Below are 15,148 nucleotides of genomic sequence, written 5' to 3' on the forward strand. Positions count from 1 at the left end.
AATGATTTCGACAATAGTGAAACTTTTGATTTCAACCTACAACTCACGAATTTTACACGCGATGGATTGCTTTCTTTCTTAACAGAACTCCACGGCTCCATTACCAATTTCACCAACATTACCCCGCCCGATGAGGCTAGCTGACACACTAGCCGAAACGGTGGCACAGAATGCCACCGTCGCGGATTGTGTCCAAAGCATCCGCAAGTTAATTAGTATTGTGCAGCGTTCAGAGTGAAATGCGCCCCTTTTCGTGAGGCGTTCCCCAATTCATGCGCGACACAACTCTAGTTAACTCCCCGAATGCGTTTACTCCTGAATCGCGCCCCTTATATGTGGGGCGTTAGGGTGATTCGTGCGCTATTAAGTTCGGGTAATTCAAGAGATGCCAGTCTCTAAAACCATCACTCATATCTCGCAGAACCATGACAATAGAATTAACAATTCTGGGAATTGATGTTAGTAAATCAAGCGTAACTTGCCATATTTGAACACAATATCCCAAGGGCGGATTACAAACATATTGGAATAAAACCAGAAATAAAGCATCAAGTTTATATCCGGCTTTTTACTCCAATCCTGATGCTAAGAAGAAGCAAAAATCAGCTTTTGAATTTGCAGATTATTTAGCAGAAATCAAGCCAGATTATGCCGTTTTAGAACCAACCGGAAACCACTATTCAAGACTGTGGGCATCCATCCTTAAAAAGCTAGAAATCAAAATTCTTTGGGTTGGTCACGTCGAACTCAGACGTTATCGCGGAGGTAAAAACCTCCCGAATAAAAGCGATCCAGCTGATGCTTTAGCAATGGCTGCTTACGGTCACGATCCAGATCACCGACTGGAAACTGGCGAATTAAACATGAGATATTTCCTCATGCACCGCCCTGAACCCATAGATGAACTCCGCGACGTGTGCCAACAGCTAGAACATCTCAACCGGGTGCAATCGCCAATTGTGAATTATGCCCGTCAGCTTCTGGCTTGGCAGTTTCCAGAAATGGCGCACACCAAGAGCGCATCTAGTAAACCAGGATTACTGCCACCACTTTGGGGATGGTTAGCTAAAAGGCTGGAAATTTCGCCCGCCGCCAAAACCCGAATTGAAAATCGTTATAAAATTTCCATCGCCCAAGACTATGAAATTGAGTTTGACCCAATCCTAGAACTCCATGCTGGTTGGATGTGCGATATTGCCCTTTTTGAGCAGCACTTAGAGGCAAGAATCACTCAAATGCTCTCTGAAGATGAATTTCAGCCTTACATGAGCGTGTTTGACAAATTCGGTTTTGGCCTGAGAGTGCGATCGCGACTGCTTACCAGGATTTATCCCTTTGAGTCGTTCCTGGGTGTCAATGGCAGGCCAGTCATTGAATACGAAGTGCGGGAGGTGAAGAAAACGGAACGCGATCGCAAAAACGGAGAAACCACCGTCAGACGTTTAGCCGGTGATACCAAACGCATTAAACGCAACCGCAGCCGCGACACTTTCAAAATGCGTTTGGGTATGGGTACTGTGCTGGAGCAGTCGGGGGATGGTCTAGTAGAGAAAGCTAGCGGCTCGTCACTATGTCGAATTAGCCTGTGGCAGTACGTCTTAACCGGGGTTGAAACCGGCAGGCTACCAAGCAATGACCTAACTAAGGAGTTGATCGACTACCGTGACTCACTTAAAGCTAATGTCACTGAGCAAGGTGAAAAATTGCTAGGTGGTAAACACATCCAGGGAAAGCTGATGAGCAAAGTAGTTAACCTACTGTTCCAAGAATTGTGTAAAATAATTACCCTAACCTGATGTTATCAGTGAATCAGCATTTAAAACCGAGGGGGATGAGTAGGGATACTCATCCCCCCAACTTTTGTAAATCCCCACAAAAATTTCAGTTACCCTGAATTGGGTATGGGGCACTTGTACTGATTTTCGACTACGCGGTAATCGAGCGAAGTCGAGATTCAACTACCGCGTAGCCGTTGGCGTGGTAACAGAGCGTAGTCGTTCGCGGAGCGTCTCGTAGAGAAGTGCAGCCTCTCTAAGAGTTGTATTGGGCATTGGGAAAACGCTTTTTTATTGTCTGCTTATCCCCAAGTCTTGCTTGCTTCTTAGCCATTCCCCAATCCCCAGTTGAATTGTTATGCTGGATTCCAAGTGCCGTGGAAACTGTAGGGAATAACGCTAGGTAATCCTAGTTTGCAAACGGGTTCTGCATCCAGGCGATCGCTATCAAATACCCAAACTTCACTACTATGAGAATTACCATCGTATACAACGGTTAACACCCAGCCTTGCTCAGGGTTTTGGGCATCTTGGGCGTAGATGGGTTCTGAAGGATAGCGGTTTTCTCCTAAGTCTGCTTCGGTGAGGGTTTCGGTTTTGTAGTCGAAGCGGGCGATCGCACCAAACGATTCTTTGTCTATATCCCCTCTTTGAGGCATTAATGATATGTAAGTATAGCGCCAAGGTTGCCCAACTTGCGAGTGCTGCACTACAGGAAATTCACACTTGCGATTGACAACTTCCTGTATTGCCGTTACTTTAGCCGTTTGGGGATTGAGGCGTACTTGCCACAATGTTCCTTTAGAAACTGTGTGTGTCTCACCAGTTGCAAATTCTCTAAGATACTCATTAGTTTGTTGAAAATCTGCATATCGCACCATGTCTAGAATCACGGAACCGTCTTCATCTTCATAGCCATTGCCAAAATGCCAATTAAACCAAGGATCGGTTTCGCCACGACTAACTAAAGATAAGTTTTCCCGGTCAAAGATTAACACCTGGGTTCCTAATTGAGGTTCCCACACCAGAGATTCACTAAAGGTAGTCAAACCTAGCAGAACTGACAGTGTTTTCATCCGCATCGGTGGCATAAAAAACACTAGATACTTTTGAGTTAAAACAAAATCATGCATTATCGAGCAGCGATCTAGCTTAAAAGCAGTTTTTTGGATAATTTTGCCAGTCGCATCGCTTTTGTAGAGATTCAGTTGTACAGAACTGCCGATGCTGATGCCAAAGTTAAAAATCTCACCTGTTTGGGAATCGCGCTTGTAATGAGCAGAATAAGGTAATCCGTTATCCAAAGCACCTAAATCATCCAATCCCTTGGTTTCTAAAGTTTGCAAATCAAGGCTATATGGATTGGTTACTTCCCATAAAGCCAACAATTTATCAGGTAAAGCCAACACTGAGGTATTTGCTGCATTCTTAATTTGTTGACCCCAACGCTTCCAGATGGGGCCTGGCGGATGCATCCCATAGACACCATAAAGAAACCTATCCGCTTGAGTTTCAGCTTGATATTCTGCGGTTTGCACATAGCGATAGACTCCGGTGGCTCCTGCATCCGTGAAATGAACGCCAAGAATTGCCCCATCTCCATCAAACCAGTGTCCCACGCGAGTGCCACCGCGTTCTAGCCGTGCGGGGCCATTGCGGTAAAGTGTGCCACGCAAGCCATCTGGAATTTTGCCAGAAATAATTGACAGTTGAGTAAGAGGAAATTCTTTTGCTGGTTCTGCGATCGCACTCGCCCAAGATTTATCGATTGACTTTTTAGTAATAGTATGCATATTAAAATTTATGAAAATATTAATGTAGACAATTACATTGTTGCAATTTTTTAATTGCTATACCTCAGAATCTCAAATTTCACCTCGTCGAGCAAAAGCTGCTTCTTACCACTCTGGTAAAAAATACCGAAACTATTAAGATTAGAAGCATCTGCCTACTGAATACTCACTAATCTTTCCTAGCCATGCCTCTGTCACGCATAGTAACGCTGATTGTCGGTCTGATCGTCATTTTGGGGCTAGCTCTATGGCTAATTGATTCGCTATCACGCCTCTACTGGCAATTGTCCTATTCGCCGTTGCTAGGCAATTTGCTGTTGTTGCTGCTGATTGTCCTCATTGGAGCCTTGGTTGCGGCTTTTGTCTATTATGTATTGGTAATTCAATCTGGGGAAAAGCGATCGCGTCGCAACCCGAAGCGAGTGACTGCGGCCCAAATTCCGGCTGCTAAATCTGACGCTGCTTCTACAACTCTCCAGGCTGTGCGGCAACAAGTAGCGCAAATTCAAGATGAAGTCACCCGCCAAGCTTTATTAAGTCGATCGCGAGAGATTGAAGCCAACCTAGCACGGGGTGAACTTCAAGTAGTGGTATTTGGTACGGGGAGTGCTGGCAAAACTTCTCTAGTTAATGCAATTATGGGGCGCATGGTCGGTCAGGTAGATGCACCAATGGGTACAACTCAGGTTGGGGAAACCTATTGTTTGCGTTTAAAGGGATTAGAACGCAAGATTTTAATTACAGATACGCCAGGGATTTTAGAAGCCGGGGTAGCGGGAACGGAACGGGAACAAATGGCGCGAGAATTGGCAACAGAAGCAGATTTACTGTTGTTTGTGGTAGATAATGATTTACGACGCTCAGAATATGAGCCGTTGCGGGGGTTGGCAGAAATTGGGAAGCGATCGCTCCTTGTTCTCAACAAAACTGATTTATATACAGATGAAGATAAAGAATCTATCCTCGCGAGATTGCGTCAACGGGTACGGGGATTTATTGCTACTAATGATGTGGTAGCGATCGCTGCTAATCCTCAACCTGCACAACTCGAAACTGGCGAAACCTTTCAACCGGAACCGGATATTGTTCCCTTGCTGCGACGCACGGCTGCTGTTTTACGTGCCGAAGGTGAAGATTTGGTAGCAGATAATATTCTTTTACAATCTCTGCGATTGGGAGACGAAGCGCGAAAACTCATCGATGGCCAGCGTCGCCGTCAAGCTGACAAAATCGTGGAACGGTTTCAATGGATTGGTGCTGGTGTAGTATCAGTCACGCCGATACCAGTTGTAGATTTATTAGCGACAGCAGCTGTCAACGCTCAAATGGTTGTAGAAATTGGCAGAGTTTATGGCTGTGAATTGAATATGGAACGCGGACGAGAATTAGCTCTTTCTTTAGCGAAAACTATCGCTAGTTTGGGGATTGTCAAAGGAGCAATTCAATTATTATCTACAGCGTTGCAACTCAATGTTGCTACCTTTCTGGTTGGTAGGGCAATTCAAGGCGTGACGGCAGCTTATTTAACGCGAATTGCTGGTAAAAGTTTTATTGAATATTTTCGTCATGACCAAGATTGGGGTGATGGGGGAATGACGGAAGTTGTGCAGAAACAGTTTCAAATTAATCGCAGAGATGAATTTATTAAAGCTTTTATTCAGGAAGCGATCGCGCGGGTAGTCAAGCCGTTACAAGAAAAATCTGAGGCGATCGAGGAAGAAGAAAGCAGAGAATAAAAAGTTTGTAATAGGGACTTCAATCTTCAAAAGCAGGAATAAAGTCCTTACTACAAACATTTTTGATTCAACGTAAATTAAATTAGCCTATAGATTTTGGAATGCTTTTCTTTGAAGCTTTAACCACAAACCCGTAATGCCAACAAGCACTGCCCCGCTAAGAGTGCCAGGTTCTGGAACAGTAGCTAGATCGGTATCAAGCACAAGTTTAGCAGACGAATCACTAAATCCAAACAGATACTGATCTCCAATTCCAAGATCCCCCAGAAGCGCACCTCCAATTGAGAAAAACTCTCCACTTCTTTTGTTAATATCTGCAATAGCGTCTGAGTTGAGAACAAAACTTAGAATTTCGTTTTGATCGCCAGAGGCGGTAACATTAAAATTACCGTAATTTTTACCACTTCCCAAATCGTTATAAATATTGATGTCGGGATTATTAACTTTTTGACTAAGTACATCAGCAGGTGTTGAAACATCAAAAAAACCTAAAGTCTTTATTGGATCTCCTGAACCTTTAAATCGTTGAACTTGCAAAGTTGCTGAAGAGACTCCAACTAATGAACTAAGATCGAATGTAAAAAAGCTATGATAACCGTTAGCAGTGTTTCCAGTTATATAGTTGCCGTTCTCGTTACTGTTAGTTATGTCCTTACTCCACCAACCTTGATTTGAACTACTCAAACTAACAGTTGCTGCTTGGGCTATGTTCAGCGTACCTAATCCAAATCCAACAATGGCAGCCGTAATTGCCAGTTTGTAACAGTTTTTGAGCATATATCCCTCTAAATTTGAACCTGTTTAGCTGAAATTCAAAAAAATTTCCCCTATGCAATCATTGCTTTTCAAAAAACGCAGATGCTCGACAATTAAAGTAACTAAACGTAGTGAAAAATTCAGTATTGCACTAGGGTTTTGTGGCATTGTAAATTATGTATTAAATAAAACAATGCTGTTGTTAGGATAATAGAATAAAAAACATTATCTCCAGCAAAAATATATAAGCTTTATATAAACTTTATATAAAGCTTATATAAACTTTATAAGTTTTTCATTTTTTACTTTCAAATTGCATCTAATTTCTTACAAAGAGATGAATGATAAATAGCTTTGAAGGTTGAAATTTTTTATTAGTTATCTAAAAATATATAGAATTATAAAAAGCTAATAAACTTAATAAGTCTTAATAAATAAAAATACTATTTTTTAAGTAAAACTACTGGAATAAATCAAGTTGACATCGAAATAGTTAAGTTCAGTAAATATATTCTTCAAGCATTCCGGAAACAAGAGGGAATGTCAGAAAAACTAGATAAAAGGACTTACTGAGTAACCAGGTCATGACCCACCACATAATCGGTAAATTACTACAAGGGCGTTACCAAATTGTCCAAAGCCTGGGTGCAGGGGTTTTTGGACAAACATACATTGCTATAGACGTAGATTATCCAGACAATCCCAAATGCGTTATTAAACAGATCAAAGTTAGCAGTTCCGAATCCGACTACTTGGAGATGCTGAGGTTACTGTTTCTGACTGAAACCGAAACCCTCAAGCTTCTAGGAAGCCATGACCAAATTCCTGAATTTATCGCCTGCTTTGAAGAAAACGAGCGATTTTATATAGTGCAAGAGTGTATTGAAGGACATGCGCTAACTGCGGAATTGCCCATCGGTCAACAATGGGGCTGTCTGTGGAGTGAAAGCGAAGTTGTAGAATTTTTGATAGATGTCTTAAGTATTCTAGAATTTGTTCACTCTCAAGGTGTGATCCATTGCGATATCAAACCGGAAAACTTGATCAGACGTACTAGCGATGCCTCCGGCAAGGGCAAAGCCCTACGCAAGTTAGTTATGATTGACTTTGGCTCAATCCAGTCTATCGATTTTGGCATAGGTGCGGAATTGCCCATTTATCGAATTCCCGTCACTTCATTGGGATACATACCCCCAGAACAATTTATTGGTCAAACACAACCCAATAGTGATATTTACGCTTTGGGTATGATTGCCATTCAGGCTTTAACAGGGCTAGAACCACTACAATTAAAAGTTGATCCTTATACTAATGAAATTTTTTGGCGTTCTCAAAACACGCCAGTTAACGATTATCTAGCTGCTGTTCTCAGCCAAATGATCCGCTACAATTATCAAGACCGCTTTCAGTCTGCGAGTGAAGTACTGCGGGTACTTAAGCAGATGGTATGGGAAACTCAGCTATCAAAAATATTAGAAGCAGATTCTCAATTTTCCCTAGAAGTAGCGAAAAATCCTGCGCCTGGAAAATCATCAGTGTTATTCACAGGAATGAAAGTAGGACTGGCAGCTAATTCTTTATTAATGGGATTTGGTGTATATTCTTTAGTTAATACTGCACCCGCATACTCAGAAACAGATACTTTATATAAAGCAAAAAAAGAATATCAAGCAGGGGATTTGGAAGAAGCGATCGCACTAGCTAAATCAATTCCCTCCCACAGCAATGTTTACCCAGAAGCGCAAGCTACAATTGAAGAATGGCAAGAACAATGGCAAGTAGCTGCACAGCAATACGAAATAGCACAAATAGCTTTTCATGAGAGCAGATGGTCAGATGTTCTTCATGCTGCTGCTAAAGTTCCAAATATTTTATATTGGCAATCTAAAACAGATAAACTAGTTCAGAAAGCATCTGTAAATATTGAAGCGCAGACACAAGATTTATTAGCAAAAGCTTACGAAAGAGCCGAGAACAAAGATTTTTCTGCTGCATTACAATATCTGCGTCAAATTCCTCAAGAAAGCCATGCAGGTGCTTTAGTTCAAGAAAAGTTGGCTGAGTATGATCGAAAGCGGCAGATCAGAGCAGCTTACTTTTTACAGAAAGCCTATAAAAAAGCATCTATTGGTGATTTCGATCGGGCTGTAAAATTTCTCAAAAATATTCCTCAAGATACTTTAGTTTTTGCTCAAGCTCAAGTCAAATTGAATGAGTATACTCAAAAACAACGCATAATAGCTGATAATCAAAAGGTAGCTTTTGCAAAAAAAGCAAATTCATTTCTCCCGAAAAAGTCAGCTACTAGAATTGAATATCTTCAGGGAGTAAATTACCTGCAAGAAGTGAATATTCGGTAGTTACAGCAATTTCTGGATAAATGGATTTGTGACATACAGCAATTCTCAGATGCTTAGAATACAGTCATTGTAATACCAATTCTTTATGAAGCTGCATAGAATTCGATCCCCCCTAGTCCACGCCAGTCGCTCCACTTGGGGAGACCCCAAGACCGCGCTGGCTCCCCTTAAAAAGGGGGGAACCGGAAAAACGTCTATCAAAGTCCCCCAATTTATCGGGGGATTTAGGGGGATCGAGATATCTGCAACTTCACATTAAATTGGTATAAGGGTGCAATATCTTGTGCCCTTATGCGTGTGGTTTATTTATATGAATCCTCCACTGATATCGTGTCCGGTTAAAGACTTATCATTTCATTTAGACCGCAGGGAGCAGGAGAAAAGGGGCTTTTGCGCTTTTTGCACAGATACGGGAATTATAACTAATTAGGCGGACATGATATGATAAGCTAAAAAACATTAATTTATCGGATGGGTAGTTCAATGATAAACTCTATGCCTTCACCTGGTTTAGAATCGTATGTGAGCTTGCCGTGATGATTATTAACCACAATTTGGTAAGCAATAGATAGACCAAGCCCGGTTCCTTTGCCAACGGGTTTTGTTGTATAAAAAGCATCAAATATTTTTGTGCCATCTGCTTTGTTTATACCTAAACCATTGTCGGCAACTCTTAAAATAACTTGCTCTCCAACTAACTCAGTTTTAATTTTAATTACTCCAGGATTTTGATAATTTGTATCAATATTTTTATTTTTTTCTTCAATCGCATCGATCGCATTACAAATTAAATTCATAAAAACCTGATTTATTTCGCCAGGAAAACACTCAATAAGTGGCAAATCCCCATATTCTTTAACTAATTGGATGGCTGGGAGTTGAGCATTTCGTTTAAAGCGATGTGTGAGAATGAGTAATGTACTTTCTAAGCCTTCATGCAAGTTAACTAGTTTCTTACCAGCTTCTCTGTGGCGCGAGAAGTTGTTCAGATATGACACAATTTCTGTAACGCGATTTGTACCAACTTGCATGGATTGAATAATTTTAGATAAATCATCTAACAAAAAGTTAATATCATTTTTATTAATTGCGGCTTGAATTTCATCTGGTGGTTCTGGCAGATATTTTTGATAGAGATATAGTAAATTTACTACCTCTTGTACATACTGTTCAACAAAATTTAAGTTGCCAGCGATAAAATTGATGGGATTATTAACTTCATGAGCAATTCCTGCTGTCAGTTGCCCTAAAGCTGCTACTTTTTCTGCTTGAATCAGTTGAGTTTGAGTTTGTTGCAATTCGGCGTTTTTAGCGATTAAGGTTTTCGTCAAATTTCTCAGCTTCAGGTGATTTTCGATTCGTACTAAGACTTCTTCATGCTGAAAAGGTTTGGTAATGTAGTCTACAGCTCCCAATTGCAAACCTTTGACTTTATCAGCAGTTTCTGAAAGTGCTGTCATAAAAATGACCGGAATATCTTGGACACGAGGATTGTTTTTTAGCTGTTTACAGGTTTCAAAACCATCTATACCTGGCATCATCACATCCAGCAAGATTAAATCAGGTAAATCATCATTTTCTAATCGCTGAAGGGCTTTCTCACCGCTACGTGCTGCCCAAACTTCAAAGCTAGACTGATCCAGAAAGCTGGATAAAACTTGTAAATTGGCAGGGTTATCGTCAACAACTAAGATAATTCCCCTGGAAGGAGCGTAATTGATAGAATTCTTTTGGTCTTCAATAATAGTTTTCATACTGTTTCAACGGTATTTTTAGTCAAGAAACTTAGAATTAAATCTTCATCAAATTGCCTTGCTAGTTGCCGTAGTTCGTTAGCAAATGGTGCGAAGGTTGTGTCTGTTTCATCAAGTTGATCGGCCCACTTGAGAATGGCATTAAAGTTACCTTTACTAGCTAAGGTAACTAGTTCCTGCAATATTTGTGGGGAAGGATAAGTTAATTGAGCAGATTGGCTATCGGCTGTTATTGCTTCTTGAGCTTTTTCTTTGTCAGTCTCAGATTGCTTGTAAATCCATACTAAATTTAAATATTGTTCTAGTTGCTCCAATAATTCATCTACCTGTATAGGTTTGGTTAAGAAGGCGTTACCTCCAGCTTGCAGACTGCGATGTTTGTCTGTTTCAAAGACACTAGCAGAAGAGACGATAATCTTGACATTCTGAATTTCTGGAGTGTGACGCAGGTATTTAATTAATTCAAACCCATCCATTTCTGGCATCAACAAATCTGTAATGATTAAGTCTGGTTTGAGAGCGATCGCTATTTCTAAACCTTCTTTACCATTGCTGGCTTCAACTACATTAAAACCCAGTGGTTGCAGTAAGTTTGCGATCACTGTCCGATTCTCCCAGCGATCGTCAACCATCAGGATGGTGTAGGGGCTACCCTCAAAGCCAATGATTTGTTTTTTTGATGCAGTCATCGCAGATTGAAAATAGTCAGTCGCTTCGGGAATTTCCAACTCAAACCAGAATCTACTCCCCTGGCCGATCTGACTCTGAACATGGATATCGCTACCCATCATCTGTACTAACTGCCGAGTAATAGCTAAACCTAGCCCAGTGCCTTCAGCTTGCCGCTTTTTCTCACCTACTTGTTCAAAGGGCAGAAAAATTTTGCTCAATTCTGCGGGAGTTATGCCAATTCCTGTGTCTTCTACAGTACAGCGAAGGCGATGTTTCACTGTTTGCCCATCACTGGGAGGTTGATCGATCATTTCAATATTAAAAGTAACCTGACCTTTATCTGTAAATTTGATGGCATTTCCCAACAGATTCAATAGCACTTGACGTAATCTTTTGACATCAACATGAACCCCTGTAGGTAAGTTGAGCGCGGGTTTATAGACAAAGGAAATGCCCTTTTGTTTTGCCCGAATGTGGCAGATTTCGACAATTCCTTGAAGAAAGGAGGGGAAATGCACATCATCTAGATGCAGTTCTAACTTTTTTGCTTCAATTTTGGAAAGATCCAAAATGTCATTAATTAAAGTCAGGAGATGAGAGCCGCATTGTTCAATAATATTGACGTGATATTGCTCTTGCTTAGGTAAAGCTGGAGAACGCAGTAAAATTTGGGCACAACCGAGAATGCCATTCAAGGGCGTTCGCAGTTCATGACTCATGTTTGCTAAAAATTCACTTTTAGCATGGTTGGCTGTATCAGCCGCAGCTTTAGATTTTTTCAGTTCACTTTGTTCAAATGCTTGCACCTGCCACAAGACGGTAATCATAGTGACAGTAAGTCCACCCACAATTAAGGCAATTAAATCGAGGAATTCCAATCGAGATTCGATATTTTGCTGGGGAATCACCAAAGCCACAGACCAATTAGTAGCTTTCAACGGCAGATAAGCTACATACTTTTTAGTGCCGTCAATTTCCATCAACTCAATTTTGTGTTGTTTGCTTACCATCCTCTGGGCGATCGCATTTAAATTGCGATCGCTTATTTTCAGCAGGCTGGGTGCAGGTTTTTCGACGGTTGACATTAACGCCGAGTTTGGATGGACGATCGCTTGTCCTTGGGAATTGAGAGCAAAAGCATAGCTGTTTGTGCCGTAATGCAGGGAGTTAACAACCTCTGCAATGCGATCGACTCTCACATTGCCTTGGAAGGCCCCTATCGGTGTACTGCTAGCATTTGACCGAATCGGGGTGGAGATCGCAATTAAAGGAATTCCTGTAGAACGGCTAATAAAGGGATCGGAAATGTTGCTCTTTCCCGCAATTGCTTTTTGAAAGTAGTCTCGATCTTGAATATTTTTATTTGAGTGACCAACTTTTGTATTAGAATATGAGCCATCTGGGGTAGCTATTTGGAAAAAGAAAAATTCATTTATCCGCTTAACTTCTGCTTTTAAATAGGGTTCTGCCACAGACCAGTTTAAGGAACGTACAGTTGAAGTATTCGCCAGGGTTTCTACCTCTACTTGGCGAACGTGTAACCACTCCTCAATTTCAGCACCCCCTCTCTGTACCTCTAAAAAAGCGCTCTGTCTCAAATCTTTGAGCATCAGATTTCTAGCAGCTTGATAGCTAAAATAGGCAGAAATACTGACTACAAGGGTAGTGCCGCCAAGAATAAATCGAATTAGTAAATTTTCTGAGGGATGATTTTCTTTATTAGATGCTGATAAGCTGGAGTTTGCTCGTATCAAGGGTTAGCTCCTTAATCACATAGTTCGGTAAGAAAAAATTCTAGGTTATCTTTAGATTTCCCCAGAAATTACCGATGCTCACAGCTTTTGGTAAAATAGACAATAAATTTATAGTAATGCCACGATTATAAGTTTTTATCTCAAACCATTCTTGCAAATTAACTAAAATTCTAATTCTTGGTTCTAATTACGGATTGTTAACGTACTAGTACAGCACAACGTAAATAAACCACCCATTAAAAATGAATAAAACACTCACGCTGTATTCATTTTCAATTTTCAATTTTTAATTTTTAATTCCCTTGCGGTGGATTGGTGGAATTTGGAAATGGAAGAATTGGCACAATTACAGGTTTAGGCTTTGATATTTCGCCTTGCAGTTGAATTTGGGCTTGACTGCGGCCGTCTATTGCTTGTTGGTAATTAGGCTTGTATTTTATTGCTTGATCGTAAGAGGCGATCGCATCTTTAAACCGTTTCAATTTTAATAGGGCATTGCCTCTACTGTACCAGCTTTCATAATGGTCTGGTTTATAACGAACTGCTTTATTATAAGACGCGATCGCATCTTCGTATTTCTGTAAAATGTATTGTGAATTTCCTAAATTATACCAGAGTTGATAGTCATTTTGCTTAATTGTTGCTGCCTTATTGTAAGATTTTATTGCTTCTTCATAGCGTTGGGTTTGATGCAGTGACCAGCCCAAATTATACCATGCTTGATAATTTCTCGGATTTAATTTAATTACTTGATTAAAAGATTCAATCGCTTCTGGATAGCGTTGTAAATTTAGCAGGACATTACCTCTAGAAAGCCAAGCTTGATAATAATTTGGCTGGTATTGTACAGCTTTATCATAAGCTGTAAATGCATCTCGATATCGTTGGAGCTTAACTCGATTATTCCCTAAGTTATACCAAGCTTGCTCATAGTCTGGTTTGAGTTCAACGACTTTTTCCAAGGCTGCGATCGCTTCTTCATATCGCTGAGAATTCTGCAACGCTAATCCTTTTTTGTACCAAGCTTCGTAATTATCTGGTTTGAGTTCAATCGCCTTTTCATAAGATTTTATTGCTTGATCATATTGGTTTAAATTGCTGAAAGCTTCACCCCTAGCATTCCAGACTTCTGAGTTGTTGTTATTTAATTGTAAAGCTTTGTCAAAAGATGCGATCGCTTCTTGATATCGCTGTAAATTTCCCAAGACAAAACCTCGTCCAACCCAAGCATCTAAATAATCTGGTTTAATTTGAATTGCTTTATCATAGGCTGCTAATGCTTCTTTGTATTTTTTTAATTTATCCAGCGTTTTGCCTTGGCCATTCCAGGCTTGAGCATAATCTGGTTTAATATTAACGGCTTTTTCATAGACTTCTAGCGCGTCTTGATAACGTTGCAAATCAAAAAGTGTATTTCCTTGTTTCGATAATTCTATGGCATTATTTGAATTAATATTATTCCAAATAAATATTGATGCTACTCCGCCAATACCAAGTAAAAATATTGATAGTAAAATTTTACCAAATCTGCCTTTTTTTGGTTGCGGTTTGTTGATATTTTGGGGTGGAGAAATCGGAGTTAAAGCTATTGTTTGGGTGGGTGGTTGTGTTAACTCTTTCAGCGCTTGTAATGCCACCGTTGCCGAAGGATAGCGTTGCCGAAAGTCGTAGCACACCATTTTATCTAAAAATTGAGCAAATTCTGGCGTTACCGTGGCTTGATTATGCCAGATAATTTCATTAGTATCAGCATCTTTGACTATTTCTTCAGCTGATAATCCAGTCAGAGCTTGAATAGCAATTATTCCCGCAGCATAGATATCACTACTTAATTTTGGCGTACCATGAGCTTGTTCACCAGGAATATAACCAGGCGTACCTATAGCAACAGTAGCTATAGTTTGACCTTGAGGAGTAATAACTTGAGTAGCAATTTGTTTAACTGCACCAAAATCAATTAAAATTAATTTGCCATCTGGTTGGCGTCTAAGAATATTTCGCGGATTGACATCGCGGTGAATTACATTCTGTTGATGGACAAATTCTAAGATTGTCAAAAGTTCTTGTAAAAGTGAAATTACTTGCTCTTGACTTAGGGTTTTGCCTGGTATTAATTCTTGACTCAAGTCATGCCCTTCGATCAATTCCTGTACGAGATAAAATTCGGTATTCTCCTCAAAGTAAGCTAAAAGTTGGGGAATGCGATCGTAAGTTCCTAATTTATACAGAACTTGTGCTTCCGTGTCAAATAAACGCCTAGCTGTCTCCAAAGTTACCGGATCGGTTGCTTGGAGCTTAAGTTTCTTAACGACACATAGAGGTGAACCGGGTAATTGAGTATCACTTGCCACAAAAGTTTCACCAAAACCCCCACCTCCCAAGTTACTAATAATTTGGTATCTTCCTACAAGTGTGTTTCCTAGCATCTCGTTTGCCTAGTATAAGTGCGATGCGATCTGATTTCAATCTTGCCACACGTTAAGGGGAAGTGAGGCAGGGGAGGCAGGGGAGCAGCACTTCGACTACGCTCAGTGACCAGGGAGCGGGG

The 15,148-nt window shown here is 40.5% G+C and carries 8 protein-coding genes; 3 read left to right on the plus strand and 5 right to left on the minus strand.

Annotation, left to right across the window (positions count from 1 at the left end; translation table 11 throughout):
- Positions 1 to 809 precede the first annotated feature (809 nt).
- Positions 810 to 1,796, plus strand: coding sequence for a transposase (locus RMX98_RS29665; RefSeq protein ID WP_409882004.1), 987 nt, complete (start codon positions 810 to 812; stop codon positions 1,794 to 1,796).
- Positions 1,797 to 2,131: 335 nt separating this feature from the next.
- Here the strand turns inward: RMX98_RS29665 and RMX98_RS29670 are convergent, their stop codons facing one another.
- Complete coding sequence (locus RMX98_RS29670; protein ID WP_322676611.1) at positions 2,132 to 3,568, minus strand: carotenoid oxygenase family protein; 1,437 nt, start codon at positions 3,566 to 3,568, stop codon at positions 2,132 to 2,134.
- A 185-nt stretch (positions 3,569 to 3,753) separates the two neighbouring features.
- On the opposite strand from RMX98_RS29670, the gene RMX98_RS29675 reads away from it, so the two are divergent.
- Positions 3,754 to 5,304 carry a GTP-binding protein gene (locus RMX98_RS29675; protein WP_322676612.1) on the plus strand — a complete coding sequence of 517 codons (1,551 nt, stop codon included), beginning with the start codon at positions 3,754 to 3,756 and terminating at the stop codon, positions 5,302 to 5,304.
- 87 nt (positions 5,305 to 5,391) lie between these two features.
- On the opposite strand, the gene RMX98_RS29680 is transcribed toward RMX98_RS29675, so the two are convergent.
- Complete coding sequence (locus tag RMX98_RS29680; protein ID WP_322676613.1) at positions 5,392 to 6,081, minus strand: hypothetical protein; 690 nt, start codon at positions 6,079 to 6,081, stop codon at positions 5,392 to 5,394.
- A 563-nt stretch (positions 6,082 to 6,644) separates the two neighbouring features.
- Here RMX98_RS29680 and RMX98_RS29685 point away from each other — a divergent pair.
- The gene (locus RMX98_RS29685) at positions 6,645 to 8,420 is read left to right on the plus strand and encodes a serine/threonine-protein kinase (RefSeq protein WP_322676614.1); all 1,776 of its coding nucleotides are present in this window, start codon (positions 6,645 to 6,647) and stop codon (positions 8,418 to 8,420) included.
- 464 nt (positions 8,421 to 8,884) lie between these two features.
- On the opposite strand, the gene RMX98_RS29690 is transcribed toward RMX98_RS29685, so the two are convergent.
- The 3 genes from RMX98_RS29690 to RMX98_RS29700 form a co-directional block, all read right to left on the minus strand.
- A complete protein-coding gene (locus RMX98_RS29690; protein WP_322676615.1) occupies positions 8,885 to 10,174 on the minus strand; it encodes a response regulator in 1,290 nt (429 codons plus the stop codon).
- The gene (locus RMX98_RS29695; protein ID WP_322676616.1) at positions 10,171 to 12,600 is read right to left on the minus strand and encodes a hybrid sensor histidine kinase/response regulator; all 2,430 of its coding nucleotides are present in this window, start codon (positions 12,598 to 12,600) and stop codon (positions 10,171 to 10,173) included. The genes RMX98_RS29690 and RMX98_RS29695 overlap by 4 nt, the downstream gene beginning before the upstream one ends.
- Before the next feature lie 293 nt (positions 12,601 to 12,893).
- The gene (locus RMX98_RS29700) at positions 12,894 to 15,026 is read right to left on the minus strand and encodes a tetratricopeptide repeat protein (protein WP_322676617.1); all 2,133 of its coding nucleotides are present in this window, start codon (positions 15,024 to 15,026) and stop codon (positions 12,894 to 12,896) included.
- Positions 15,027 to 15,148 lie beyond the last annotated feature (122 nt).

It is taken from the genome of Nostoc sp. DedQUE02, assembly GCF_034531035.1.
Taxonomy (GTDB): domain Bacteria; phylum Cyanobacteriota; class Cyanobacteriia; order Cyanobacteriales; family Nostocaceae; genus Nostoc.

Coding starts and splice junctions, on each gene's coding strand:
- RMX98_RS29700 (WP_322676617.1), bottom strand. CDS start 15,026: ATGCTAGGAAACACACTTGTAGGAAGATACCAAATTATTAGTAACTTG.
- RMX98_RS29685 (WP_322676614.1), top strand. CDS start 6,645: ATGACCCACCACATAATCGGTAAATTACTACAAGGGCGTTACCAAATT.
- RMX98_RS29665 (WP_409882004.1), top strand. CDS start 810: ATGGCTGCTTACGGTCACGATCCAGATCACCGACTGGAAACTGGCGAA.
- RMX98_RS29690 (WP_322676615.1), bottom strand. CDS start 10,174: ATGAAAACTATTATTGAAGACCAAAAGAATTCTATCAATTACGCTCCT.
- RMX98_RS29675 (WP_322676612.1), top strand. CDS start 3,754: ATGCCTCTGTCACGCATAGTAACGCTGATTGTCGGTCTGATCGTCATT.
- RMX98_RS29670 (WP_322676611.1), bottom strand. CDS start 3,568: ATGCATACTATTACTAAAAAGTCAATCGATAAATCTTGGGCGAGTGCG.
- RMX98_RS29680 (WP_322676613.1), bottom strand. CDS start 6,081: ATGCTCAAAAACTGTTACAAACTGGCAATTACGGCTGCCATTGTTGGA.